We start from the raw sequence: 24675 nt of genomic DNA, 5'->3' as shown, positions 1-24675 counted from the left end.
TTATCCCTTCCATTTGGCACCCGATCTCGAGGCAATGGCTGCTGACCTTGGGTTGATTGCATGCGTTTTGATTTTTACCACCTTGCTGGCCTTGTTTATCTTGCTCAACGATTTGAGTGTCAAAAAGTTGCCCACGCCTCGTACATTCGAGACCTCTTTCGACATGACCCCGGCGTCCGCGGCTATTCTCAGTTCGTTCGCCGTCAGCTGAGAGGCTGGGTTAGCCACCAAGAACTCTACCGTTGCCTCAGTATCATTGCTGGCAGCCCCCTTGCTCGTCGTGGTGGAAATCGCCGCGATTGCGTAGATTTGCCTGGTTCCCGCAGATTTCAGCTTGTCCTCTTTTTTCAGAATTGCGAAGAACCTGTTCTCGTGGACTTTCTGTGGCCTGGCACTTCCAGAATCCGGCTCGATAGTCTGGGTCTTCTGAAAAACCGACTCCGCCAACTCCAACATGTTGGAAGAGATCGCTTCCCCAAGCTCCAGATTCACCCGGGTCTCTCCGGAGCTGGAATCCGGAAACATCCTCGACGCATGTTTGAACACACGCTTGTACTCCTTCAAGCTGCGTTTCAGCTCATCCTTGCCAACGGCGTATTCAACGTCCACCCCCACTTCCACCGCTTTGAACCCTGAGCTGGGTTTGTACTTTTCAGTTTTTTCGTCAAACATCACGACTTTTGCGACCATTGCCTTAACTTTCAATCCGATCCGTAGAAACGTGCCAACTTCGATTTCGTAGTCCCCCACTACATCGTGTTGCAGGCCGAATGAATCAATGAACGTCATCGGATTGTTCAACACCATCAAGTACAAATTCAGACCATCGACATCCCCCGCCGGATCTGGATTCAGCCAACGCTGCAACCACGGGATGTAATAGCGGTACCCGTAGTAATAAAGCCCCGTCGCATCTCGCTCCTTCCCCGAATACCGATCTGTTTTGTAATCCCCATCGGTGTCGTTCGGGCCGGCAGACCAAGCTGTTGCGCCAAAGGGGTAGTAAGTTTCCTGACTGATGATTTGCGCATCGTCGGTCAGTTCCACGTTGCAGGAGTTGAGGTGATCGATCAGGGTGAAGCGGTACTGATCGTTGACGCCTGACGGTGGAGCGCTTTCCCAATGCAGCACCCGAACACTATTGAGCCCGGCCTGCGCGGTGATGACCTGTCGCACCTTCCCTGTGCCGCTGTCGGTGCGAAGTTCCAGCCCCGACAAGTAGCGCACTTCGGCGGTCACGGTCCGGGCATTGGTCTGCAACGAACGAATTTTGCGCACCCGCTGACCGCCGCCATCGTAGAGATAGAGCTCACAGTCATTGCGCCCGGACGCGCGTTCCACCGGGCAGACCGACGCCAGTTCATTACGCAGATTCCAGGTCAGAAACCGCCCCGGGTCCAGCTCCAGTAAATTACCGTTGGCATCGAATGCAGCGGCGATGTCCTCTTCCGTCGGCGGCACACCGTTGCGCCAGGGCAGGCAGCGATTGCTGTAACGCGCGGCGGTCAATTCACGGCCAGGGTTTTGTGCGCCGACATGCGTCAACTTCAGCAGGTTGCTGCCCTCGTCGTAGCGGTAGGTCTGCTGGTAATTGCTGACCGCTGCCGGATCAGTACGACCGACCGATTCCGGCCCCTGGTTGGGACCGCCCGCCTCCCAGCCAAACGCCCGGATCAACTGATAAAGACTGTCGTAGATAAAGCGACTGACGGGATCAATACGCTGGTTGTTGAAGTAGCGCACCGGCAGTGCCTTGTCTTCGATACTCAGCACGTTGCCCATTCGGTCGTAGCTGTAGAACAGATGCTGCAGCAATCCGGCGCGATCACTGTCCGCTCGCCGCTCCAGCAGGCGACCATCCTCGGGGCCATACGTGAGCATTGTTCGTACGCCGTTACCCGCGACTTCGCGCAGGGTCTGTCCGTCGGCGTTGTACTCGATCTCGCTGACCAGTGTTTGCCAAGTGGTTTTGCCGGCCAGCTTCAAGGCGCTTTGGCGTAGCCGGGCATCAAGGGTGAAGGCGAAGGCCTGGCAGTTCTGCCGGGCATCGACCGTTTCCAGCACATTCCCCAGCGGCCCGTAACGCCACGTCGAAACGGCACCCTCGCCCGGCTCCAGCAGTGTTTGTCGATCGGCTATCGGCTCCGGCCAATCCGGTGCAACGGCGTCAAGGGTGAAGTGCTGAATGTGCCGGGTGCATTGGCCGGCGATCGCAAACGCCTCGAACAGCACGGTCCCGCCGGGACTGTCCTGACGAATCAACTGCCCGCATTGATTACGATCGCGGTTAACCGGATCGGCGCCACCGTATTCCATACGTTCGGTACATCGGGGTGGCTGCGTGGCAACGTGCTCGAATACGGCCACAGGGCGAAGCCGGTCGTCGTAGTGAATCTCGCGTCGGGTACCGCGACTGTCCCAGCCTTGCAGCACTTCCTTGGCCGGGCCGAGAAGGCTGGTCTGTGAGCCGGCATCGACACTGACCGTGCAGACGGGATGACCGGTCAGCGAATGCACGGTCGTGAGATTGGCGGGCGCCATCGGCTCTTGTTGCTGTAGCCGCCAGAGCCGTGAATCCCACTGTTTTACCGTGCCCCCAGCGGCATTGTGCAAGGTGCGGTTGATGCGAGCCTGAGCCGGGGCACCCTCGACCTCGCGCCAGTAATCCACGTAACGGATCGACAGTCCTCGCGGATCGACGGCGAACAATCGGGGGGTGTTGTAGTGCATTCCCACTGCCGCAGCCTGCATGCCGATTCGTCCCTGTTTGCCTGCGGTTATCTAACTTCGCGTGCTCAGGGCTGGCTACTGTCAGAAATTACAGTACCGACCAACGGTGATCGCCGTTGATCCGTGAATGTCCATTCCGGCAGCCGTTCGGTAGGATGGTGGTCATGAGTTCAAGGAGCGTTCAAATATGTTCATCGGCGTCCTGCTGGTCATCACCTGGCTGATTTTATTGCTGCGCTACCCGGCCAAGGCGTTGCCCGTCTCTGTGGCGGCCGCCATCGGCCTGGGTCTGGTGGCCACGTGGGTGATCTGGATGGACAGCCGCGAGGTCAAGCAACTGGCGCGCCTGGAGTTACGCATCACCTACGCGCCCGAACACTGCCCGGCGGACCGCCCGTTGCAGCTGACCATGAACAATGGCAACGATGTGCCGCTGACCGAGTTGCGCTGGCGCGTTGCCGCGTACGCGCCGGGCGATACGGTGAATCTGGCCGACAATCAATACGCCGCCCCGCGCTATCGCGGCCCCGGCGAACTGCAGGCCGGCGCCAATTGGGAAGACTGCTTGCCCCTGCCGCCGCTACGCCCTGGCTATCGTCCGCAAACCCTGGAGTTTCGCGCCGAGCGTTTGCAGGGTAGTTTCTCCGACTGATCCCTATTTTTTTTGCACAAGGACCGCGCCATGCCCGTTGCGTTGATTACCGGTTGCTCCAGCGGCATTGGCCGCGCCCTCGCCGATGTGTTCAAAGGTGCCGGATACGAAGTCTGGGCCAGCGCCCGCAAGGCTGAAGATGTGGCTGTTCTGGCCGCCGCCGGTTTCACCGCCGTGCAACTGGACGTCAACGACGGCGCCGCGCTCGAACAGCTGAGCGAGCAGATCAACCAGCAACATGGCGGCCTCGATGTGTTGATCAACAATGCCGGTTACGGCGCCATGGGGCCGCTGCTCGACGGCGGCGTGCCGGCGATGCAGCGGCAGTTCGAAACCAATGTGTTTGCCGTTGTCGGTGTGACACGCGCGCTGTTTCCAGTGCTGCGTCGTGCCAAGGGTTTGGTGGTCAACATCGGCAGCGTTTCCGGGGTATTGGTCACGCCGTTTGCCGGCGCCTATTGCGCCTCGAAAGCGGCGGTGCATGCATTGAGCGATGCATTGCGCATGGAGTTGTCGCCGTTCGGCGTGCGCGTGATGGAAGTACAGCCGGGTGCAATCGCATCCAGCTTCGCCAAGAATGCCGGGCATGAGGCAGAGCAATTGATTTCCGAGCAATCACCGTGGTGGCCGTTGCGTGAAGGCATTCGTGCGCGGGCCAAGGCGTCTCAGGACAAGCCGACACCGGCCCGGGAATTTGCCGAAGGTTTGCTCAAGGCCGTGCAGCAGGGTAAGCCACCGCGTCTGATTCGACTGGGCAACGGCAGCCGGGCATTGCCGTTGTTGGCGGGCTTGTTGCCTAAAGGGTTGCTGGAGGCGGGGTTGATGAAGCGGTTTGGGTTGAAGGGTCAACTCTAAGACCGAGTCGACGTCATCGCGAGCAGGCTCGCTCCCGTAGGGAAATGCATTCCAACTGTGGGAGCGAACCTGCTCGCGATGACGTCTGAACTATCTCTGCGGAATTTCAGGAACAACCATGACCGACTACACCGAATACTTCGACGAAGTGATCCAGGCCCACATCGCCATCGAGCAATGGCTGGCCGAGGACCAGGACGAGTCCGCGCTTGAACGCCTGCTAACGCGTTTTTCGCCACAGTTTTCCATGATCTCGCCATTGGGCCGGGTGCTGGATTTCGCCGCGTTGAACGAGTTGTTCCTGCTGGCGGGCGGAAGAAAACTCGGCTTCAGGATCGAGCTCAGCGATTTACGGGGTATCGCGCTGTACGACGGTGGCGCGGTGGTGAGTTATCGCGAGCGGCAGACGGATGCGACGGGGCTGCATTCGGATCGACGCTCGACAGTGGCGTTTGAGAAGCAAGCGTCCGGCCCGGTGATCTGGCGGCATTTGCATGAGACGTTTTGCAAGCAGTAAGACCCGGGCACGTCGGATTGCAGCCGCGAAACACACAATTTAACGCTTGTCTACCTGTCAGAGTTGACAGTAGACGACCTCCATCACATCAGCTCAAAGTTGAGGCGCCGAAAACAGGCGAGTCATGAGGATGGGCCAGGGGCTCAATGCCTCATCTGAGATCAGTTTTCGTCCCGGCAACTGGAGCTCGATGAAGGAGGGAGTCGACATGATGGCCCAGCCCCTACCCAATATTCCCCACCGCATAGCGCGAGACCGTCATGAAAGTTGGGATCCGGAGCAGATTAAATTCGCTACTCCAGGCAATGCCGGTGGCACTAAAACTGCCGTGGGCGACGGCCGGGTCTTTATGGTTGGCTGGTCAACATCACCTGACTGCCTGGATCCACACATAGAGATTCTGTGCATTGATAGCCGCGGAAGCTGGGACAAAAAATTCGGTGACGATGGACGAGTCATCGTCAAAAACACCAGTGGCTGCCATCCCTGCATTGGCGAATCCCCAGTGATTAGAACCCTTGCGGGCGGAAGCATTATCGTCGGAGCCAACTACGTAACAGCCCTGCTCAACGTTGAAACAGCAACGCTTCTCAAATTTGACGCACTGGGCTTCCCGGTAAAAACGTTCGGTAAAGAGGGACGGGTTGAAATAAAACTGCCCGATGGAACAGCCTCCACCGCTCTGAAAGATTGCCACATCCTGTCCAACGGCCGGATTCTGGTCGCCGGCCATGCGCTGGCGCAGGACGAAATGAAACACGGTTTTGTGGCGATCTTCAATCCCGACGGGACGCCCAGCTCAAAGTTCGGCACTGCCGGAATCCTCCTGGTCAATGGCCAACATGCAGACACCGAATTCGATGCGTTGCGCAAAGCCTGACGGCAAGTAAGGCGCAGGCGAGCTCACCAAATGCTGCCTGCTATTCGGAACCCTGCTTTACCACCACCGTGCACGTAATCCCCGCCGCCAACAGCACCCCCTCCGGCACCTCATCAATGTGAATCCGCACTGGCACCCGCTGCGCCAGGCGTACCCAATTGAACGTCGGGTTCACATCCGCAATCAGCTCGCGACTTTCCGGGTTATCGCGGTCGTAGATCCCGCGAGAAATACTTTCCACATGCCCTTTCAACACTTCGCCGCTCATCAACTGCATGTCGGCCTTGTCGCCCACCCGCACGTGCGGCAGCTTGGTTTCCTCGAAGAAGCCATACACCCAGAACGAGTTCATATCGACCACGGCCATTTTCGCTTCGCCGATGCGCGCGTAGTCGCCCCGATGCACGTTGAGGTTCGTCACATAACCGTCCACCGCCGCGCGGACCTCAGTGCGTTTGAGGTTCAGTTCGGCCGCTTCCAGTTGCGCCTGGGCATGCTGGTAATCGGCCAGGGCCGAGTCGGCGATGTTGCTGGCGTCGTCGCGGTTTTCTTTGGAGATCACCAGGGCATCCATGTCGGCGCGGCGATGGGCGTTGACCTTGCGCATTTCCCACGTTGACTTGCGTGAAGCCACCAATGCCTGCGCCTGTTTGACCGCGATGCGGTAGTGCCCGGGGTCGATGCGCATCAGCAAATCGCCCTTTTTCACCTGTTGGTTGTCGCGCACTGGCACGTCCACCACTTCGCCGGTGACGTCGGCGGCGACGTTGATGATGTCGGCGCGCACCCGGCCGTCGCGCGTCCACGGCGTGTCCATGTAATGCACCCAGAGGGTGCGGCCGATCCATAGGGCGAGGGCCAGCACCAACAGGGTGGCGAGCAGGCTGAAAAGCTTTTTCATCGGTGCCTTTTCTTCAGAGATAGAGAGTCAGTGGTAGACAGTCAGCGCCAGGGCGCCGAACAGACAGCTAAACAGGCTCAGGCGCAGCAGCGCCGGGTGCCAGAAAAAACGGTACAGGTCGAACCCGGACAGGAATCGGTCCAGCGCCCAGGCCAGCGCCGCGGCGATGAAAAACATCAGCGTCATCGTCGGCATGTACACGCCGTGGAAGGCGATTTCACGAGGCATGTTCAAGTCCTTGGGAATGGGTTGTTGCATAGGCGCTGAGCGGTGATTGCGGGTCGAGCAGCGACGTACGAATGAAGTGCAGATAGCTCTTCACCCGACGTAAAGCCGAGGTGTCGAAATGCGGTGCAAAGGGTTCGTCAGTGGCCTGCACGCGACTGATCGCATGGTCGACCGCAATCAATCCGCGCTCCAGATTGCTCTGGCTCGGTTGCAGAAACAGCCGCACCAGCGAGCGGCCCATCACGCGGATTGCCTGGCGCCACGGTTGAGATTCGGCATAGGCCGGATGCACCGGCAGAATTGCCTGTTCCTTGCGCAACTCGATGATCGCGTGGCCGACCTCCAGCACCACGAACATCCAGCGCAGCAAGTCCCGTTGTACCTGCGGCTGACCCACCGCGAGACCGTAGGCCTGATGCAGCAAGTCCCGGGTACGGCTTTCGAAACTCGAGGCCAGGCCCTTGAGCTTGCCGCTGATTGCATAGACCACTTGCCTGCGCAAATCCTGCTCCAGCCGACGCCACAACCAGCGGCTGTTCGGCGGCAGAATGATTGCCCCGGCCGCGGCGCACACCAGCATGCCGAGCACCATGGCGATGTAGTCGTTGATGAACGCGTAAGGGTTGTAGACGGTGAGGTTGTCCGGCACCGAACCGGTGCTGAAGAAGATCAGCAAGCCGAGGCCGACACCGGCGTATTGCGGCCGCGAAGTGAGGAATGAGCCGAGCACGATCACCGGTGCGAGCATCACGCACAGCAATGGAAAACCGTCGATCCACGGGAAGATGAAAAACATCTCGACGAAGCCGATCAGCGCCCCGAGGAAAGTCCCGCACGCCATCTGGAATGCCATGCGCTTGGGGTTCGGCGTCGCGGCAGAAAGACCGACAGTAGCCGCGGCGATCAGCGTCATCGTCGCCCCGCTCGGCCACGCCGTCGCCACCCAATAGCTGCCGAGTACGACCAGAATGAATGCTGCACGAATCCCCGAAGCCGCCGAGGCCATCCAGTTGGTTTGCGGAGTGAAGGGCTCGTCCCATTGCTCCCGGGCATGGCTGTGATCGGCCAGCGAAGCGTGGGTCTGTGCATAACTGTGCAACTCGTCGACGAAGCGATAAAGCAGTTCGTAGGCGGTGTGGAAATCGAGCTGCTCGGCGTCGCTCGGCTCGCGCTCCTGAAAGATCGCCCGCAGGCTACGCACCCGCGTCGGCAGGTGCTCCTTGTAGATCGCCAATGCGCTGGTCAGGCGTGCGGCGTCGGGGCTGGTCAAGGCGCGACCGCTGAAGCCGTCGAGCAATTCCGCCAGGTCCTGCAACCCCGGCTTGATGGCCGCCACCACGTGGTCAGCGCCGCTGCTGCGCAAGCGTTCGAGCAGTTGGTGCAAGGCGTTGAACCGCGTGGTGATGCCCATGAATTCACTGTTCAAGCGACTCAGTCGGCCGTTGCGCCGACGCATGTGTGGATCCTCGAACACAGTGACGCTGCGCAGCCCTTCCAGGCCGACCGCTTCGGCGATAAAGCGCACGTTGCTGGCTTCGAAAGCGTCCCGTTTGCTGCGACCGCGCAGGCCATCGGTGACGAACAAGGCGAACACACCGAAGCGCTGATACAAGGCGTTGCGCATCGCCGCGCTGGCGGTTTGCGGCAGGATCGCGGCGCTGACCACGGTGGCGCAGAGAATGCCCAAGGAGATTTCCAGCACCCGCCAAACCGCCGCCATGAAGGCGCCGTCCGGGTGGGCCAACGCGGGCAAACCGACCATCGCGGCGGTGTACCCGGCGAGCACGAAACCGTAGGCGCGAAAGTTGCGATAACGCGCCGCACCGGCCGAGCAGATGCCGACCCAGATCGCCAGCGAGCCGAGGAACAGTTCGGTGTTCTGGGCGAACAAGGCAATCAACGCGACCATCACCGCCGACCCGGCCAGAGTGCCCAGGAAGCGGTAAAAACTCTTGGCGAATACCTGGCCGCTTTGCGGCTGCATGACGATGAACACGGTGATCATCGCCGTGCGCGGTTGCGGCAATTCCAGGCGCATCGCCAGCCACAGGGTCAGGAACGCGGCGATCAGCACCTTGAAAATGTAGACCCAGGTCACGCCATCACTGCGTGCCCAGTCGAAGAAACCCCGGCGCCATTCAAGGGAATACAGCCAGCGCAGAGGTGCGGGCGAGGGAGTCATGGAATCCTGCTCATTGATATTCAGCCAGATGAGATCCCTGTGGGAGCCAGCCTGCTGGCGATTGCAGTGTGTCAGTCGATGCTGATGTCACCTGACGCACCGCAATCGCCAGCAGGCTGGCTCCCACAGGGTTTGTGTTCACTTAAGTAGCATCGGGGTTTTCGGTGCCTGGGTGCGGCTGTCTTCCGGCACATCGTTACCTGCACCAAGCCCTCCACCGAGCGCCGTCACCAATTCAGCATGAGCACTTAGCCGCGCCGCCTGAACCCGCTGCTGCACCTGCTGTTGCTTCAACAACAAAGTCTGCGCATTGAGCACGTTGAGGTAATCGGTGAGCCCGCGCTGATACGCGATCATCGCGATGTCGTAAGTCTTCTGCGCGGTGGCCACGGACTCGGCGGCGAAGGTTTGCTGCTTGTCCATGGACTCGCGGCGGATCAACTGGTCGGAGATGTTTTTCAGCGCGTTGACCAGCGTCTGGTTGTACCGGGCCACGGCAATGTCGTACCCGGCCGAGGCTTCGCCCAGCTCCGAGCGCAAGCGCCCGCCATCGAAGATCGGCAACGAGATCGCGGGACCGACGCTGTAGTTGAGTTTCTTGCCGGTCAAAAACTCCAGCGCCCCACCGCCGGTGGCCATGTAGCCGAGGCTGCCGACCAGATCGACGTTGGGGTAGAAACCGGCGTGGGCGACATCGATGCCCCGCGCCTGGGCCGCCACTTGCCAGCGACTGGCAACCACGTCCGGGCGTTGGCCGAGCAATTGCGCGGGCAAAGACGACGGCAGTTTCAGCGGCGCGGCCAACGATAACGTGGGCCGCTGCAACTGCGCGCCCTCGCCCGGGCCTTTCCCTGCGAGAGCTGCAAGCTGGTTGCGGCTTAGGGCGATTTCTTCGTCCAGCGCGTCGATCTGGCGATGGGTTTCCGGCAGCGGGGCTTCCGCCTGGCTGACTTCGAAATGGGTGCCGATGCCACCGCTCAGGCGTTTTTGCGCCAGATCGAGAATCTGCTGCTGCTGTTTCAGGGTCGCCTCGACAATGTCCCGCTGCGCGTAATGCAACGACAGTTCGATGTAGGCGCGCACGATGTTGTTCTGCAGTTCGAGCTGAGCCAGACGCGCTTCGGCGGCCGTCATGTGCGCCATGTCCACGGCGCGCTCGGTGGCGTTGCTTTCGCGGCCCCAAAGGTCGAGGGCGTAGCTGAAACCCAGCGCGGCGTTGTTGTCCCAGGTCGTCGAGTTGGCCAACTCGCCCGGTCCATAAAACTGATCCGTGGGCCAGTTGTGGCGCTTGAGGGTGGATTCGCCATTGATCTGCAACGACTCGGCGGACTCGGCGATACCGGCCATGGACTTGGCCTGCCGCACCCGCGCGGCGGCCATGGCCATGGTCGGGCTGCCTTGCACGGCGAGGTCGATCCAGCGGTTCAATTGCGGGTCGCCATAGGCCTGCCACCATTGCGCGGTTGGCCAGTGAGCGTCCTGCGCGGCGCTCTGGATGGCGTCGTCGGTGGCCAGTGAATTGGCCTCCAGTGCCTGGCCCTGCGGGGCAATTCCTCCGGTTCCGATGCAGCCGCTGAGGGTCAGGGATAAAGCCAGAACACTGAGCGTCTGAAGCGCTCTGTTGATGCGACGCGGCACTGCTGAAAATTCCTGAAATGGAGAAGGCACGATATTGGTAGAGCGGGCAACGCGATCTTTGTGGGAGCGAGCTTGCTCGCGATGAGGCCGTTACGGCTGACATTGATGCTGCCTGCCCCACCGCCATCGCGAGCAAGCTCGCTCCCACAGGGTTTCATGCAGCGACGCAATTCTAGGGGTGGGTCTTAGTGGCGATAAGCTGGGAATCCTGTGAATCTTTGTTACCGTTAACGCGATAATCCCTTGGTCGGGGTCTCAGTCTCTGAAACCTTGTGTCACAATTTGCCATCGCACCCGAGAGCACCCCATGGACACTTTGCAAAACATGCGCGCCTTCAGTTACGTGGCCGAGGCCGGCAGCTTCACCGCCGCCGCCGTGCAACTCGACACCACCACGGCCAACGTCTCGCGCGCGGTCTCCAATCTGGAAGCCCACCTGCAAACCCGCCTGCTCAACCGCACCACCCGCCGCATCGCCCTGACCGAGGCCGGCAAGCGCTATCTGTTGCGCTGCGAGCAGATCCTGGCCTACGTCGAAGAAGCCGAAGCCGAAGCCAGCGACGCCCACGCGCGCCCGGCCGGGCAGCTCAAAGTGCACACCATGACCGGCATCGGCCAGCACTTCGTGATCGACGCCATCGCCCGCTATCGCAAGACTCACCCGGACGTGACCTTCGACCTGACCATGGCCAACCGCGTGCCGGACTTGCTCGACGAGGGTTACGACGTCTCCATCGTGCTGGCCAGCGAACTGCCGGACTCGGGCTTCGTCTCCCAGCGCCTGGGCATCACCTACAGCATCGTCTGCGCCTCGCCCGCTTATGTGAAAGCCAACGGCTGCGCACACAAACCCAGCGACTTGCTCAACCACGCGTGCCTGCGTCTGGTGAGCCCGGTGATCCCGCTGGAGAAATGGACCTTCGACGGTCCGGAAGGCCAGGAAATGGTCACCATCAACAGCTCGCCATTCCTGGTGAACTCGGCTGACGCGATGAAAACCGCGATCATCAGCGGCATGGGCGTCGGCGTGTTGCCGGTGTACGCGGCGATCGAAGGCTTGCGCAACGGCACGCTGGTGCGAGTGATGCCGAACTACCGCTCGCAGGAACTGAATCTGTATGCGATCTACCCGTCGCGGCAGTACCTGGACGCGAAGATCAAGACGTGGGTCGAGTACTTGCGCGGGTCACTGCCGGAAATACTGGCGGCGCATCAGGCGGAATTGGTGGCGTATGAATTGAGTGGGAGTCTGGGCGGGGTTCGGGTGGCGAACTGATTTCACCGTCCTACAGACGCGGTGATTTTGGGGAATGTTTCCGACGGGTTCTGTCGGTTGTTGGGTCGGACGGGAAATGGGTAGGCTTTGTGGGTCGCTGCAAAATCAGCGGCCAGGCTTGGAAACCTGATATTCCCATCACAGCACATGGCATACTGCGGCGCTTTTTTCTGCACGCAATTCCTTGTTATGGCGGCTGTGCGCGGGAGACCTTCGGGTCTGCCGGTTTTGGTGGGATATCCGGTTTTCCAGACCGCGCATGGCTGCCACCCTTTCGCTTGGAAACGAAAATGGCAGCTCGATTAATCCCATATCGAGTAATTTTTTATGATCAAAGAAACACCGAACCCTCCGGAAACCGACGACGTTTCCCCTTACGAATCCCTCGATTCCAAAAAACTCAACGAAGCCGCCGAACGCGCGCTGGATCACTACCTCAACCCCGCCGCCCTCAAATCCCCTGCCAACCGCAAACCCAGCACGATGTTTTTGATCGCACCGGACATCAAAGACGAAGACCTGCTGGCCCACACCTGCGAGTCATTGGCCCAAGCCAGCGTGATGGCGAGCGACTTCGCGGACTATCTGGAAGGCCCGCACCGGCACAAGGCAATGGCCATTCAACAGATCGTCATGCTGGCTGAACTGGCCGCAAACCGGATGCTGGATAACGTCGCCATACCAAAACCTTAGCCGCACGGCTAATCCCAATGTGGGAGCGGGCTTGCTCGCGAAAGCGGGTCATTCAACATTGATATCGACTGATCCACCGCCTTCGCGAGCAAGCCCGCTCCCACAATTGAATTGGGTACATCTGCAAGAGATTGGTCGGCTGTCAGGCCGCCTTCGCGGGCAAGCCTCGCTCCTACAAGAGCGCGGCATACACCCGCCTCTCACCACTCAACAGGCCGAGCGTTAGCTCGCCTGCAGCTTTTGATCTTGATCTGCCCGCCCCTTCTGGGTGGGTCGGGTGGCGAACTGATTTCACAGTCCTACAGACGCGGTGATTTTGGGGAATGTTTCCGACGGGTTCTGTCGGTTGTTGGGTCGGACGGGAAATGGGTAGGCTTTGTGGGTCGCTGGCATTTCAGCGATCGGGTCTGGAAAACCCGAAGAAGGATCACAGCGCATGACATAATGCGGCGCTTTTTCAGCACCGCGATTTGAGTTATGGCGGCTGTACGTGGGAGACCTTCGGGTCTGCCGGGTTTGATCCTTTCTCGGTTTTTCCAGTCCGCGTACAGCTGCCACCCTTTCGTCTGGAAAACGAAAAGTGGCAACTCCTCGACTCTAAGGATCTTTGCCAAATGATTAAAGAAACTCCGAATCCTCCGGAAACCGATGACGTTTCCCCCTACGAATCCCTCGATTCCAAAAAATTCCACGACGCCGCTGAACGCGCGCTGGATCACTACCTCAACCCCGCCGCCCTCAAATCCCCTGCCAACCGCAAACCCAGCACGATGTTTTTGATCGCACCGGACATCAAAGACGAAGACCTGCTGGCCCACACCTGCGAGTCATTGGCCCAGGCCAGCGTGATGGCGAGCGACTTCGCGGACTATCTGGAAGGCCCGCACCGGCACAAGGCAATGGCCATTCAACAGATCGTAATGCTGGCCGAACTGGCAGCGAACCGGATGCTGGATAACGTCGCAGTACCAAAACCTGCGCCACACAGCTAATACCTGTAGGAGCCGGGCTTGCCCGCGATGGCGGTCTGACATCCAGCATTGATGTCGTCTGACACTCCGCCATCGCGAGCAGGCTCACTCCTACAAGGGTTCGGCGTACATCTGCAAGAGATTGATCGGCTGTCAGGCCGCCATCGCAGGCAAGCCAGCTCCCACAGGGTTTGGTGTTCACCTGCAAGAAATTGGTCGGCTGTCAGGCCGCCATCGCTGGCAGGCCAGCTCCCGCAGGGGTTCGGCGTATACCTGCAAGATATTGGTCGGCTGTCAGGCCGCCATCGCTGGCAGGCCAGCTCCCACAGGGGTTTGGTGTATACCTGCAAGATATTGGTCGGCTGTCGGGCCGCCATCGCTGGCAGGCCAGCTCCCACAATGGATCGGCGTACACCAAGCGCTTCTCACCACTCATCAGGCCGAGCGTTAGCTCGCCTGCAGCTCTTGATCTTGATCCACCCGCCCCGTCGGGAGGCTGAGTGGAGGTGTTCATCCGGGGAGTGGCGCGCAGCGCCGTTCGACGCAGTCGAACACGCTGCATGTAGGTCGTCGCGAAGCAGACCGGAGGGCAGTGTCCCCGGATGGATACCGGAGCGAAGGAACGCCGAGCCCAGGCGAGGGGCCGGACGTTTGGGGCGAGCCTTTTTTTGCTTACTTTTTTTTGGCGTTTGAAAAAAAAGTGAGTCGCCGTAAGGGCGAAACCGCCAGCCGCCGTAACCGCAGGAATGGATATGTACCCGGTCAACCACAACATGGTCGGCCCGAAGGCCGCCATCGCTGGCAAGCCAGCTCCCACAGAAACTCCCGGTCAATCCGCAGACTCGCACAACAACGGAGAAGAATGTTAGCGTGCTTGGCATTCACCAAGCCCCGACGAGCCCTCCTCCCATGAAAAAGACCGTCCTCGCCTTCAGCCGCGTCACCCCGGAAATGGTCGAACACCTCAAGCAAGACTTCAACGTCATCGTCCCCAACCCGAAAAACGGCGACATCAACGCCCAATTCAACGAAGCCCTGCCCCACGCCCACGGCCTGATCGGCGTCGGTCGCAAACTCGGCCGCGCGCAACTGGAAAACGCCGCCAAACTCGAAGTCGTCTCCAGCGTCTCCGTCGGCTACGACAACTACGACGTTGCCTACTTCAACGAACGCGGGATCATGCTGACCAACACCCCAGACGTCCTCACCGAAAGCACCGCCGACCTGGCCTTCGCCCTGCTCATGAGCAGCGCCCGCCGCGTCGCCGAACTCGATGCCTGGACCAAGGCCGGCCAATGGCAAGCCACCGTCGGCGCACCGCTGTTTGGCTGCGATGTACACGGCAAAACCCTGGGCATCGTCGGCATGGGCAACATCGGCGCCGCCATTGCCCGTCGAGGTCGCCTGGGCTTCAACATGCCGATCCTCTACAGCGGCAACAGCCGCAAGACTCAGCTGGAACAAGAACTCGGCGCGCAATTCCGCAGCCTTGACGAACTGCTGGCCGAAGCCGATTTCGTCTGCCTGGTCGTCCCGCTCAGCGAAAAAACCCGACACCTGATCAGCCACCGCGAACTGGCCCTGATGAAGCCAAGCGCCATCCTCGTCAACATCGCCCGCGGCCCGGTCGTCGATGAACCTGCCCTGATCGAAGCGCTGCAAAACAACCGCATTCGCGGCGCGGGGCTTGACGTCTACGAGAAAGAACCACTGGCCGAGTCGCCGTTGTTCCAGCTGAAAAACGCGGTGACATTGCCGCATATCGGCTCCGCCACCCATGAAACCCGCGAAGCCATGGCCAACCGCGCGCTGGGTAACCTGCGCAGCGCTCTGCTGGGCGAGCGGCCACAGGATCTGGTCAATCCGCAAGTCTGGAAAGGCTGACTAAAACGGGCAGACACTATAAGTGTCTGCCCGTTTCTTTACACAACTTGCAATTCAGTCAACCGACGAAAAAAAGTTAAGCACTTTAGACTCTCCTTTACTTGCCCGACCCCGGACTATGTACATGGAGAACCATCAACTTGAACAACTACACAACTGAAAAGATCATCAGAATCAGCAAGATTGCACTGATGGCTTATATAAGCTTTTTTGGACTTTTGGTGATGTATAGCAACTTCACCGACTACACCACGAACTACGAATATGTTGCCCATGTCCTGAGCATGGACACGACCAACAACAATGAACGAACAACCTACCGGGCCATTACTTCGCCCATGCTGCACCATCGCATTTACTGGCTCATCATCACCCTCGAAGTGACCTACACCGTTTACTGCCTGGTCGGCACTTATCACCTTTATCGAAAACTGCATGCGTCGGCCTGCGAATTCCATGAAGCAAAAAAATTCTCGATAATGGGTCTATTGATCGGTTTATTCATCTATTACGTCTGTTTGCAGGTCGTGGGCGTCGAATGGTTCGACATGGATAGATCGCAAACATGGAATGCCAAGGATTGGGCTCGGCATATTGTCGATTTCATGTTGCCGTTACTGATGTATATCGCATTAAAGATTGAGCGCTGAACAGTAACGCGCTCGACCTCCAGATTTGTCAGACCAGATTGCCAGTCCGCTGCAACACTCGCGCCCTGGGCTTGCGAAAGACCAGCACGTTGCCCAGCATCACCAACACCAACCCGACCAATGCCGGTGCGGTCCATTGATAACCTTCGGCAAATGCCGAGACATTCAGTGCCACGACCGGGAACAGCACGGTGCAATAGGCCGCTCGCTCCGGCCCCATACGCCCGACCAGCGTCAAGTACGCGGTGAAGCCGATGACCGAACCCGGAATCACTAGGTACAGCAGCGAGCCGATATAGCGCGCGTTCCATTCCATGTCGAATGGAATGCCCCTGACCAGGCACCACACCGACAACATCGCAGCGCCATACGCCATGCCCCAGGCGTTGGTGGTCAGCGGCTTCAAACCGGCCTTCTGTTGCAGGCTCGAGAGCATGTTGCCGGCCGAGAAACACAGGGTGCCGAGCAGCGCCAAACCCAGGCCGAGCAAGGTTTCCGGGCTGGCGGTATGACCGGCCAACTCGGGCCAGAACAGCAAGCCAAGGCCGAACAAACCCAGTGCACCGCCCATCAACACGTTGCGGGCGATTTTCTGGCCGAAGAACACCCGCGCATTGAGTGCATTCCACAACGTGGCGGTGGAAAACACCACGGCGACCAGACCGCTGGGTATCCACTGACTGGCGGTCAGGAAGCACATGAAGTTGATGCAGAACAGGCACAGTCCCTGAGCCAGACAGATCAAATGCCCGCGACGGTTCATCACTTGCAGGCGTCGGCTGAGCAGCAACAGGACGAACAGCACCAGCGCAGCAAGGCCGAAGCGATAGACGATCGACACGGGAATGGCCACCACGCCCAGCTGCCATTTCAAGGCAATCCAGGTGGTGCCCCAGATCAGCACGGTCAACAAGTACAACGAAAGGTTCATGGCGACAGCTCCGGAATGGGCAATGCGGTGTGGCGAGCGAGCTTGCTCGCGCCGGGCTGCGTAGCGGCCCCATCCTGGCAAGTTTCTCCAGTTATTGTGAGTGCTGCGCACTCAAGCGGGAGCAAGCTCCCTCGCCACAGTGCATTGCCTGATTAGGGATCCAGTGTGCTGCGCTGATCGTGGGCGCACTTGCATAAACTTGCGCTTTTGTCGTGGCAGAGGCTGGCAGCGCAAAGTCTACGGAGTAGGATGCAAGGCGTCGGAGAGAAAGCGATCATGCCCGCACTGGAAACCCTGCAAGTCTTTCAAGCCCTCAACCGCTCGCCCAATGCTCGCCTCGAGCACAGCGCCGAGCTCGGTGACGGCATGGCTGCAGCCTTGTGGAGCAACCATCACGATGCCCAGGACTATGAGGCGCCAAGCCACCACACCTTGTCCTGCTACATCGCCGGCGGCACCGGCACTTTCCGTCGCGACCAGCCCGGCACCAAGGGCGGCCCGGACAAGCTGTGCATCCTGCCGGCCGAGCATCAGTCAGGCTGGGTAATCAACGGCGACATTCGCCTGGCCCACGTGTATTTCAGCCCCGAGCAATTCGCCCTCGGCTGCGTCACGCTGCTGGACCGCGAGCCGCGCGAACTGCAATTGCGCGAAGCGACTTTTCTTGATGACCCGGCACAAGCCCGGCGCTTTCGGCAGATGCTCACGCTCAACTGGGACGAACCCGGCGAGCGCTTGCTCACCAGCAGCCTCGCTCACGAAATGCTCAGCCACGTGTTGCTCGGCCAGGTCGGGATGCGTGAGGGCTTGCGGCTCAAGGGTGGACTGGCGGCGCATCAGCGGCGGCAGTTGGTGGAGTTCATCGACAATCAATTGGCCGAGGCGATCAGCCTGGGTCAATTGGCGGCGCTGTGTGCGCTGTCGGAATATCATTTCGCGCGGATGTTCCGGGAGAGCTTTGGCTTGCCGCCGCATCAGTATGTGTTGGCGCGGCGATTGAGTCGGGCGCAGGAGTTGTTGCGTTCGACTTCGCAGCCTCTGGGGGAGATTGCATTGGCGTGCGGGTTTGCCAGTGCAAGTCATTTCACCAATCGGTTTCGGCAGGTTTTGGGTGGGACGCCTGGGGAATATCGTCAGGCGTTTTTGCGTTAGAACTGCAGATCTGCAGTGGCTGGGAGGCCGCTTTCGCGAGCAAGCCCGCTCCCACATTTGGAATGCGTTTCCCTGTGGGAGCGGGCTTGCTCGCGAAGAACGATGACGCGGTTTTCGGTCAGAACTCCAACGTGCTGGACAGTGAAATCTGACGCGAATCCCCCATCGACACAAAGAACCGGCTCGCCGCCGAGGTGTAGTACGTGCGGTCAAACAGGTTCTTCACGTTGAGCTGAAACTTGACCTTCTGCCCTTCAACCTTGGTGTCGTAGGTCGCGAAGGCATCGGCCACGGTGTAGCTCGGCAGGTCGAAATCGTTGACGGCATTACCCGCCCGCTCGCCGACATACCGCGCGCCTGCACCGACCCGCAATTGATCGCCGCCGACAATGGTCCCGAAGTCATAGACCGCCGACAACGAGCCACTGTTCTTCGCGACGTTTTGCAGTTTTTTGCCCTTGTAAACCGGGTCTTCGGTGACTTCGGCGTCGGTGTAGGCATAGCTGCCGATCATGCTCCAGCGATCGCTGAGCTGGCCGGTCAAGTCCACTTCCAGACCACGGGAGCGCACTTCGCCGGCGGCGCTGTAGATCGTCACCGGACCTTCGGAGTTGGCCACCAGCACGTTGCGTTTCTTGATGTCGAACAGCGCGACGTTACCGGTCACGCGGCCCGGCATGTCGAGCTTGGCGCCGAGTTCCCAGGACTTGGCCTCTTCCGGCGCCACGCTGCCGTCGAGCACGGTGCTGCTGCCGCTCAATGGCGCGATGGTCGAGTTGGGTTTGAACGATTCGGTGTAGCTGCCGTAGAACGACAGTTCATCGGTGAAGCGATAGACCAGACCGGCGCGCGGTACCCACTTTTGGCCGTTGCTGTCGGTGTTGGCCTGGAACGGCACGCCTTTGCCGGCGTACTGGTCGTATTCCTGAAAGCGTGCGCCCGCGACGAAAATCCATTGATCGGTGAGGTGGATCGAGTCCTGCAGGAAGATCGAATCGCTGCGCAGCTCATCGGTCTGCGCGCTGTCCGCCGGGCTGACCGTGGTGCCGGCGACCTCGCGGCCATAGACCGGGTTGACGTAGCTGAAGGTGCTCAGGCTTCTCTGGCGGATCAGGTCTTCGCGGTAGATCTTGCGGTATTCGTCATCGACGCCGAACACCAGGTCATGCTGCATGCCCAGCGCGTTCACCTTGCCTTCAAGGCTGGCGGTGGTGAAACGGTCGGTGCTGATCGCGTTCTGGGTGCCGTCCATGCTGCGGGTCAGCGTGCCGCGTCGGGTGTCGATGGCGGTGACGCGCACTTGGCTGGCGTCGTAGGTTTCACGGTTCCAGCTGTAGCCGAAGTGGGCGTTCCAGTTGTCGTTGAGCTCGTGATCAGCCTCGAAGTGGTACAGGTCCGAGCGGCCTTCCATGTTGTTGAACGGCTCGTCCAAGCGCTCATTGCGCGAGATGTCCAACGGGTGATTGGTGCGCGGGTCGATGACCGTGCCGCGGTCGAACGGGGTCAGGAACTCGCGGTGTTCGTAGGAGAACAACAGCTTGGTGCTTTCGCCGAACCAAGCCAGCGACGGCGCCACCAGCGTCTCGCGGTGAGTGCCGAAGTTGCGCCAGTAATCTTCGTCTTCGTGGTCCAGCACCATGCGGTAAGCGAAACCGGAATCACCAAGGGCGCCGGTGCTGTCGAGGCCGCCGCCGCTGCCGTTTTTACCGTCGCCGTAGGTCGAACCGCGCAGCGTCAGGGCGTTGTATTGCTCCAGTTCGGGTTTCTTGCTGACCATGTTGACCACGCCGCCCGGGTCCTGAATACCGTACAGCAGCGAGGCCGGGCCCTTGAGCACTTCGACCCGGTCCACGGTCGCGTTCATGCCTCGGCCCTGCACGATCGGCATGCCGTCGCGCATGATCGAGCCGTTGCGGTTGTCGCCGAAGCCGCGGGTCATCACCGAATCCTGGGTGCTCGCCAGCGTGTTGCCCTGAGTGATGCCGCTGACGTTGGCCAGCGCGTCATCCAGATTGCGCGGTGCCTGATCGCGAATCACCTGGGCCGGGATGACGTTGACGGTCTGCGGGATTTCCTGGAGCAAGGCCGACGAGCGCATCACCGAACTGGTGGGCGGCGGCTGATAGCTCATGGTTTGATCGGCCACCGAGTTGATGGTGGTGGTGCCCAGATTCAACGTGCCGGCGGTGGGCAGCGGTTCAAGCACCAGGGTGTGGGCGTCGCTACGGCGGAAGGTGAAACCCGAACCGCCGAGCAAACGCTGCAGGGCCTGCTCGGCGTTCAACTGGCCATTGACCGCCGGGGCGGTGAGACCGTACGGCGCTTCATCGGTGTAGACCACGCTGATGCCAGTGACCCTGCTGAAGTCGCTCAAGGCCTGGGGCAGCGGCTTGGCAGCGATAGCAAAACTGAACTGCGTAAGCGGCTGCGTGTTGGCCGCCTCAGCGGCGGATGCGACGCTCGATGGCAGCAAGGCCAACGCCGAGATACACAGTGCAGAAGCACCCAACCACTGTTTGACCGAACCCGATTTTGCCCTGGACTTCATTGCTCAATGACCTGTGTAGAACCTACGGGATGCGAATGACTCGCAGTTTCAGTCACTACACGGATGGGGATCGGGTTTACCTCACCATAATTTTGAAAATAATTTAGTTGGGGCTCAGTGGTGTTTGATCTGGCGCCTTCGCGAGCAAGCCCGCTCCCACAGGGGAATGCATTCCAACTGTGGGAGCGGGCTTGCTCGCGAAGACGCCGGTAGCCTCACCGCAAAATAATCAGGTGCCCCAAAACGCTGGTCTGCTCAAACCCCAACACACCTTGCAACGAACTCAACACCGCCTGCGGATCCTTGCTGGGGAAACTGCCACTCACCCGCCGCGCCGCCAGTTCATCATTGAGCAACACAATCCGCCCCGGGTAATACCGCCCCAAATCCTGCACCACCTCGGCCAGGGTGACCTTGTAGTAATTGAGCCAGCCCTGACGCCACGCCAACTGCGCTTCACTGTCGACGGCATGCAGTTTTTCCGCCGAGCCTTCGCCATACGCCACTTGCTGGCCAGCGCTCAGAACCTGCTGCTCGGCGTGCTTGTCCGCGGTCACACCGACCCGCCCGGACAGCACCGTGACCTGCGCGCCATGGGGTTGCAGGCGCACTTCAAACTGCGTGCCCAGCACCCGCGCCTGGCCCTTTTCAGCGTCCACCACAAACGGATCGCCCGTGTGGGTCACGCTGAAAAATCCGGCACCGCGACGCAGCTGGACGTGGCGCTCACCGCGACTGAAATCCACGGCGATGGCGCTGTCGGCATCCAGCGTGACTTGCGACTGATCGGCCAGCGTCACGGTGCGAATTTCCCCCGGTGCAGACACGTAGTCCGCCCCCAGATCATCGATCCAGCGCGTCGGCTGCCAACCTGCGCCAAGGCCGATCATCAACACCAGGCACGCGGCCATGGCCAGCGCGCCAGTCCAGCGCCGCACACGGGTGCGGCGGGACCGGTTCATGGCACTGAGGTAACCCTGCAAGGCGAACGCGTCTTCGTCGGCCAAGGTTCGCGCCGGCTCTTCGCTCAATTCCCACAGCACTTGCGCCTGGGCGTAAGCCTCGGCGTGGGCGGGATCAGCCTGCAGCCAGCGGCTGAACGTGAGTTGATCGCCGCCGCTGGGCTGGTCGTGCAGCAGGCTCAGCCAGGCAAGCGCGGCCTGCTCCTGAGCGGGCGTCGGGATGACGCGGTCAAGCTGATTCACGGTGCTTTCCTTGGCGTGCGCGTTGGCGGTTCCTGCAGGCTGGCCTTGCAGGCATCGAGGGCGCGCATCATATGTTTTTCCACGGCGCTTTGGGACAGGCCCATGGCCTTGGCGATCTCGGCGTATTTGCGCCCGTGGATGCGGTTGAGCAGAAAGATTTGCCGGGTGCGCTCCGGCAACGCGCGCAACGCCGCTTCGACGTGACGCAGATCGTTGCCCGCCTCCAGTGCCGCTTGTGGTTCGCTGCCCTGGCTGTCCGGTTGATCCGGCATCCAGCCTTCGTTGACCCGAACCCGCGTGCCTTCGCTGCGCAAATGGTCGATGGCGATGTTGCCGGCGCAACGCAACAGGTAAGTGCTGAGCTCCTCGACCTGCACCAGCGGCCGCCGCCAGAACCGCAGGAACAAATCCTGGACCAGGTCGGCGGCGGTCGCTCGGCAGCCGACACGCCGACTCACCAGCGCTTCCATCTGCGAACGCTGGGACAGGAACACCTGAAGAAAATGCGCACGGGCACCGCGATGCTCTTCATCGTGTGATTCAGGTGGATTGGTGATCATCATTGCGCAAACACGGCGACGGGGCTGGCGAGCAGGCTCAACCCGGCCAACGCCAGGGCCAGGCGCGGGCGATACGGCATCAACCACACCAGCAGCAAGGCGCTGAGCATCAACACCGCGAACCACTCCACCAACCCGAGGCCCCAACCGGTTTGCGACACCGCCGCCCATAAGGAAACCGTCAGCAGCAACCAGCCGCTCAGCTTGAATGCTTTACGCCGCTGGGCCGACGACTTGCGCCCCAGCAGGTCGACGTGATGCCGATCCATCGATAAACACAGCGCGGTGAATCCGCCGTAGCACAGCAGCAAGGCCAGCAACATTCAGTTCACCTTCTGCTCAAGCGTGATCGGTCGGGCGCGTTCTTTGGCAATGCGAACGGTCTGCCCGACACGCTGCATTTTCCAGGCAGCCCAGGCCAGGAACAGGCCACTGCCCAGGCACGTCAGATCGAACCCGGCGAGCGTCCAGTCGCCTTCAGCCAGCGTCACACCCAAGTGGTACGGCGTGGTCAGCGCGTTCAATAGCGGCACGCCGCAGAACAGCACCGCGGCCAACGCCAATTGTTCGACCCACGCCGTGCGACCACGGCGGATCACCGCGTGAATCACGCTAAAGCCCCAGACGATGAAGAAGCTGTTCACTTCCCAATCCGACCGAGTGGCCATCTCAACCGGCAGCAACCGATTGGCCCAGAAGAACGCCGCCACTGCGACCACCAGCCCGGACATGCTGGCGATGTTCAGCACTTCCACCAACCGCAGTTCGAAGGGCATCACGGCGCTTTTCGCATGCTTGAGCTGGCGCTTGCCGAGCCAGACCACCAGCCCGGTGCCGATCAATGCGGTGCTCGCCAGACCGAAAATAAAGTACAACCAGCGCAACACCGGGCTCGCAAAATGGCCCATGTGCAAACCATAAAAACTGCCGGCAATCGCCATCGGCATCGGTTGCTGTGGTGTGGCGCTGAGTTGTTGCCCGGTCACGCCGTTGAACGTCACCGCGCTGCCCGCGTCATGCACCACCCGATCCGCGCCGTCACGCACCAGCACCACCGAGGCGTTTGCATCCCCAGGATTGTTCACCGTCAAGCGCTCCACACGACCGCCCGCCCATTGCTCGCGTGCCCGTTCCAACAGTGGCGCCATGGGGGCCAACTGCCCCGGTTTTCCCGCCAGTTCCGGTGTACTGGAGGCTGGAAACACATCGTCGAAAAACGCCCGGACATCCCCTTTGTACGAGGCCAGAATGCTCGCCGGCATCACCATCGACATGAAAATCACCAGGCTGCTGTAGGTGATCATCAGGTGAAACGGCAGCACCAGAACGCCCACGGCGTTGTGCCCGTCCAGCCATGAGCGCTGGCCTTTGCGCGGGCGGAAGGTGAAAAAGTCCTTGAAGATTTTCTTGTGGGTGATGATCCCGGTGATCAGGCCGATGAACATCACCATGGCCGCGATGGTCGACAACCAGCGGCCCCACGGATAAGGCATTTGCAACTGGAAGTGGAAGCGATAAAAGAAGTCGCCGCCCATCGTCTCGCGGCCCTGCACTTCGGCGCCGGTTTGCGGGTCGAGCAGTTTTTCAGTGAAACGGCCGCGCTCGCCTGGATTGGGCGGCGACTGCTGCCAGCGCACCGACAGGCCAGGCTCTCGGGCACTCGGCAAATCGATGAGCCAGCGTGAGGCGCCCAGGGCGTGCTGCTGCAGATAGTGTTGCGCCAGCGTCAAACTGGTTTCGGCAGTGACCGAACGCGCCGGTATTTCGGGCTGCATCCAGTGGCTGATCTCGTCCTTGAAATAGGCGAGCGTACCGGTCAGGAAAATCGCGAACAGCAACCAGCCGAAGGTCAACCCGGCCCAGGTGTGCAACCAGGCCATCGCCTGACGAAATCCTTCTTTCATGCGTGGCCCATCCAGTACGCCAACCCTGAAACAGCTGTCAGCACCAGACCCGGAACGATCAACCCGAACCAGGCCTGCCACGCGCTGCGACAGGCAAAACACCAGAGCACCGCGACCAGATAGACCAGAAACGAGATCATCATCCCGGTCACCACCGCTTCGGCGCGGGCCATCGGCAACCACAAACTAAGGCTGACACTGGCCAGCGCCGCGACGATATAGCCGCCCAACACCGCAGCCAGCACTCGCGAAGTGACGGCCAATCGATAGGAAACGGGAAGCGTGCTGATTTTGCCTTTCATGTTTCGACCTTGAAAC

The 24675-nt window shown here is 60.4% G+C and carries 22 protein-coding genes; 10 read left to right on the top strand and 12 right to left on the bottom strand.

All coding sequences use genetic code 11. From position 1 onward, the window contains the following. Positions 1 to 2751, bottom strand: a complete 2751-nt coding sequence (locus DJ564_RS05940) for an RHS repeat domain-containing protein (RefSeq protein ID WP_178082284.1) — start codon at positions 2749 to 2751, stop codon at positions 1 to 3. 166 nt (positions 2752 to 2917) lie between these two features. Between DJ564_RS05940 and DJ564_RS05935 the strand changes: the two genes are divergently transcribed. The 4 genes from DJ564_RS05935 to DJ564_RS05920 all read left to right on the top strand — a co-directional run bounded on the left by DJ564_RS05935 (position 2918) and on the right by DJ564_RS05920 (position 5634). Continuing rightward, positions 2918 to 3382 carry a multidrug transporter gene (locus DJ564_RS05935; protein ID WP_109628067.1) on the top strand — a complete coding sequence of 155 codons (465 nt, stop codon included), beginning with the start codon at positions 2918 to 2920 and terminating at the stop codon, positions 3380 to 3382. A 30-nt stretch (positions 3383 to 3412) separates the two neighbouring features. Then, complete coding sequence (locus tag DJ564_RS05930; protein WP_109628066.1) at positions 3413 to 4237, top strand: SDR family oxidoreductase; 825 nt, start codon at positions 3413 to 3415, stop codon at positions 4235 to 4237. Between the two features lie 118 nt (positions 4238 to 4355). Next, positions 4356 to 4754: a DUF4440 domain-containing protein gene (locus tag DJ564_RS05925; protein ID WP_109628065.1), complete on the top strand. Its 399-nt coding sequence runs from the start codon at positions 4356 to 4358 to the stop codon at positions 4752 to 4754. Positions 4755 to 4962: 208 nt separating this feature from the next. Then, positions 4963 to 5634: a hypothetical protein gene (locus DJ564_RS05920; RefSeq protein WP_162556176.1), complete on the top strand. Its 672-nt coding sequence runs from the start codon at positions 4963 to 4965 to the stop codon at positions 5632 to 5634. 40 nt (positions 5635 to 5674) lie between these two features. Here DJ564_RS05920 and DJ564_RS05915 read toward each other — a convergent pair whose 3' ends face one another. The 4 genes from DJ564_RS05915 to DJ564_RS05900 all read right to left on the bottom strand — a co-directional run bounded on the left by DJ564_RS05915 (position 5675) and on the right by DJ564_RS05900 (position 10583). After that, complete coding sequence (locus DJ564_RS05915) at positions 5675 to 6535, bottom strand: HlyD family secretion protein (RefSeq protein WP_109628063.1); 861 nt, start codon at positions 6533 to 6535, stop codon at positions 5675 to 5677. 27 nt (positions 6536 to 6562) lie between these two features. Beyond that, a complete protein-coding gene (locus DJ564_RS05910; RefSeq protein ID WP_109628062.1) occupies positions 6563 to 6763 on the bottom strand; it encodes a DUF1656 domain-containing protein in 201 nt (66 codons plus the stop codon). Then, a complete protein-coding gene (locus DJ564_RS05905) occupies positions 6753 to 8945 on the bottom strand; it encodes an FUSC family protein (RefSeq protein WP_109628061.1) in 2193 nt (730 codons plus the stop codon). Before DJ564_RS05905 ends, DJ564_RS05910 begins: the two co-directional genes overlap by 11 nt. A gap of 138 nt (positions 8946 to 9083) precedes the next feature. Further along, positions 9084 to 10583 (bottom strand): efflux transporter outer membrane subunit, encoded by a 1500-nt coding sequence (locus tag DJ564_RS05900; protein ID WP_109628060.1) that lies wholly within the window; start codon positions 10581 to 10583, stop codon positions 9084 to 9086. Positions 10584 to 10890: 307 nt separating this feature from the next. On the opposite strand from DJ564_RS05900, the gene DJ564_RS05895 reads away from it, so the two are divergent. From DJ564_RS05895 to DJ564_RS05865, 5 genes are all read left to right on the top strand, one after another. Further along, positions 10891 to 11859: a LysR family transcriptional regulator gene (locus tag DJ564_RS05895; RefSeq protein ID WP_010463147.1), complete on the top strand. Its 969-nt coding sequence runs from the start codon at positions 10891 to 10893 to the stop codon at positions 11857 to 11859. Between the two features lie 327 nt (positions 11860 to 12186). Next, positions 12187 to 12552 carry a DUF6124 family protein gene (locus DJ564_RS05890; RefSeq protein ID WP_109628059.1) on the top strand — a complete coding sequence of 122 codons (366 nt, stop codon included), beginning with the start codon at positions 12187 to 12189 and terminating at the stop codon, positions 12550 to 12552. Positions 12553 to 13166: 614 nt separating this feature from the next. Then, positions 13167 to 13544, top strand: coding sequence for a DUF6124 family protein (locus DJ564_RS05880; protein WP_109628057.1), 378 nt, complete (start codon positions 13167 to 13169; stop codon positions 13542 to 13544). A gap of 888 nt (positions 13545 to 14432) precedes the next feature. Then, positions 14433 to 15407 (top strand): D-glycerate dehydrogenase, encoded by a 975-nt coding sequence (locus tag DJ564_RS05870; protein ID WP_109628055.1) that lies wholly within the window; start codon positions 14433 to 14435, stop codon positions 15405 to 15407. 140 nt (positions 15408 to 15547) lie between these two features. Then, on the top strand, positions 15548 to 16057 hold the full coding sequence (locus DJ564_RS05865) for a DUF2165 family protein (protein WP_109628054.1): 510 nt from the start codon (positions 15548 to 15550) through the stop codon (positions 16055 to 16057). A gap of 28 nt (positions 16058 to 16085) precedes the next feature. Here DJ564_RS05865 and DJ564_RS05860 read toward each other — a convergent pair whose 3' ends face one another. Continuing rightward, positions 16086 to 16988 (bottom strand): DMT family transporter, encoded by a 903-nt coding sequence (locus DJ564_RS05860; RefSeq protein WP_109628053.1) that lies wholly within the window; start codon positions 16986 to 16988, stop codon positions 16086 to 16088. A gap of 276 nt (positions 16989 to 17264) precedes the next feature. On the opposite strand from DJ564_RS05860, the gene DJ564_RS05855 reads away from it, so the two are divergent. Continuing rightward, positions 17265 to 18140, top strand: coding sequence for an AraC family transcriptional regulator (locus DJ564_RS05855; protein WP_109635950.1), 876 nt, complete (start codon positions 17265 to 17267; stop codon positions 18138 to 18140). Positions 18141 to 18258: 118 nt separating this feature from the next. Here DJ564_RS05855 and DJ564_RS05850 read toward each other — a convergent pair whose 3' ends face one another. The 6 genes from DJ564_RS05850 to DJ564_RS05825 form a co-directional block, all read right to left on the bottom strand. Next, a complete protein-coding gene (locus DJ564_RS05850; RefSeq protein ID WP_109628052.1) occupies positions 18259 to 20688 on the bottom strand; it encodes a TonB-dependent receptor in 2430 nt (809 codons plus the stop codon). Positions 20689 to 20903: 215 nt separating this feature from the next. Continuing rightward, on the bottom strand, positions 20904 to 21893 hold the full coding sequence (locus tag DJ564_RS05845; protein ID WP_109628051.1) for a FecR family protein: 990 nt from the start codon (positions 21891 to 21893) through the stop codon (positions 20904 to 20906). Further along, positions 21890 to 22456: an RNA polymerase sigma factor gene (locus tag DJ564_RS05840; protein ID WP_109628050.1), complete on the bottom strand. Its 567-nt coding sequence runs from the start codon at positions 22454 to 22456 to the stop codon at positions 21890 to 21892. Before DJ564_RS05840 ends, DJ564_RS05845 begins: the two co-directional genes overlap by 4 nt. Next, positions 22453 to 22776: a DUF3325 domain-containing protein gene (locus DJ564_RS05835; protein ID WP_109628049.1), complete on the bottom strand. Its 324-nt coding sequence runs from the start codon at positions 22774 to 22776 to the stop codon at positions 22453 to 22455. Before DJ564_RS05835 ends, DJ564_RS05840 begins: the two co-directional genes overlap by 4 nt. Further along, positions 22777 to 24357: a PepSY domain-containing protein gene (locus DJ564_RS05830; protein WP_109628048.1), complete on the bottom strand. Its 1581-nt coding sequence runs from the start codon at positions 24355 to 24357 to the stop codon at positions 22777 to 22779. Then, positions 24354 to 24659: a DUF3649 domain-containing protein gene (locus DJ564_RS05825; RefSeq protein ID WP_109628047.1), complete on the bottom strand. Its 306-nt coding sequence runs from the start codon at positions 24657 to 24659 to the stop codon at positions 24354 to 24356. The genes DJ564_RS05830 and DJ564_RS05825 overlap by 4 nt, the downstream gene beginning before the upstream one ends. Between the last annotated feature and the right edge of the window lie 16 nt (positions 24660 to 24675).

Source organism: Pseudomonas sp. 31-12 (genome assembly GCF_003151075.1).
In the GTDB taxonomy this organism is placed as follows: domain Bacteria; phylum Pseudomonadota; class Gammaproteobacteria; order Pseudomonadales; family Pseudomonadaceae; genus Aquipseudomonas.
The sequence above is the reverse complement of the archived record's forward strand: the minus strand, read 5'-3'. Positions and strand labels throughout refer to the sequence as shown.

Excerpts from the sequence above, each read along its gene's own strand:
- DJ564_RS05890 (WP_109628059.1), top strand. The coding sequence starts at position 12,187 with ATGATCAAAGAAACACCGAACCCTCCGGAAACCGACGACGTTTCCCCT.
- DJ564_RS05930 (WP_109628066.1), top strand. The coding sequence starts at position 3,413 with ATGCCCGTTGCGTTGATTACCGGTTGCTCCAGCGGCATTGGCCGCGCC.
- DJ564_RS05860 (WP_109628053.1), bottom strand. The coding sequence starts at position 16,988 with ATGAACCTTTCGTTGTACTTGTTGACCGTGCTGATCTGGGGCACCACC.
- DJ564_RS05880 (WP_109628057.1), top strand. The coding sequence starts at position 13,167 with ATGATTAAAGAAACTCCGAATCCTCCGGAAACCGATGACGTTTCCCCC.
- DJ564_RS05910 (WP_109628062.1), bottom strand. The coding sequence starts at position 6,763 with ATGCCTCGTGAAATCGCCTTCCACGGCGTGTACATGCCGACGATGACG.
- DJ564_RS05840 (WP_109628050.1), bottom strand. The coding sequence starts at position 22,456 with ATGATGATCACCAATCCACCTGAATCACACGATGAAGAGCATCGCGGT.
- DJ564_RS05830 (WP_109628048.1), bottom strand. The coding sequence starts at position 24,357 with ATGAAAGAAGGATTTCGTCAGGCGATGGCCTGGTTGCACACCTGGGCC.
- DJ564_RS05935 (WP_109628067.1), top strand. The coding sequence starts at position 2,918 with ATGTTCATCGGCGTCCTGCTGGTCATCACCTGGCTGATTTTATTGCTG.
- DJ564_RS05855 (WP_109635950.1), top strand. The coding sequence starts at position 17,265 with ATGCCCGCACTGGAAACCCTGCAAGTCTTTCAAGCCCTCAACCGCTCG.
- DJ564_RS05925 (WP_109628065.1), top strand. The coding sequence starts at position 4,356 with ATGACCGACTACACCGAATACTTCGACGAAGTGATCCAGGCCCACATC.
- DJ564_RS05835 (WP_109628049.1), bottom strand. The coding sequence starts at position 22,776 with ATGTTGCTGGCCTTGCTGCTGTGCTACGGCGGATTCACCGCGCTGTGT.
- DJ564_RS05825 (WP_109628047.1), bottom strand. The coding sequence starts at position 24,659 with ATGAAAGGCAAAATCAGCACGCTTCCCGTTTCCTATCGATTGGCCGTC.
- DJ564_RS05915 (WP_109628063.1), bottom strand. The coding sequence starts at position 6,535 with ATGAAAAAGCTTTTCAGCCTGCTCGCCACCCTGTTGGTGCTGGCCCTC.
- DJ564_RS05895 (WP_010463147.1), top strand. The coding sequence starts at position 10,891 with ATGGACACTTTGCAAAACATGCGCGCCTTCAGTTACGTGGCCGAGGCC.
- DJ564_RS05850 (WP_109628052.1), bottom strand. The coding sequence starts at position 20,688 with ATGAAGTCCAGGGCAAAATCGGGTTCGGTCAAACAGTGGTTGGGTGCT.
- DJ564_RS05920 (WP_162556176.1), top strand. The coding sequence starts at position 4,963 with ATGATGGCCCAGCCCCTACCCAATATTCCCCACCGCATAGCGCGAGAC.
- DJ564_RS05940 (WP_178082284.1), bottom strand. The coding sequence starts at position 2,751 with ATGCAGGCTGCGGCAGTGGGAATGCACTACAACACCCCCCGATTGTTC.
- DJ564_RS05870 (WP_109628055.1), top strand. The coding sequence starts at position 14,433 with ATGAAAAAGACCGTCCTCGCCTTCAGCCGCGTCACCCCGGAAATGGTC.
- DJ564_RS05905 (WP_109628061.1), bottom strand. The coding sequence starts at position 8,945 with ATGACTCCCTCGCCCGCACCTCTGCGCTGGCTGTATTCCCTTGAATGG.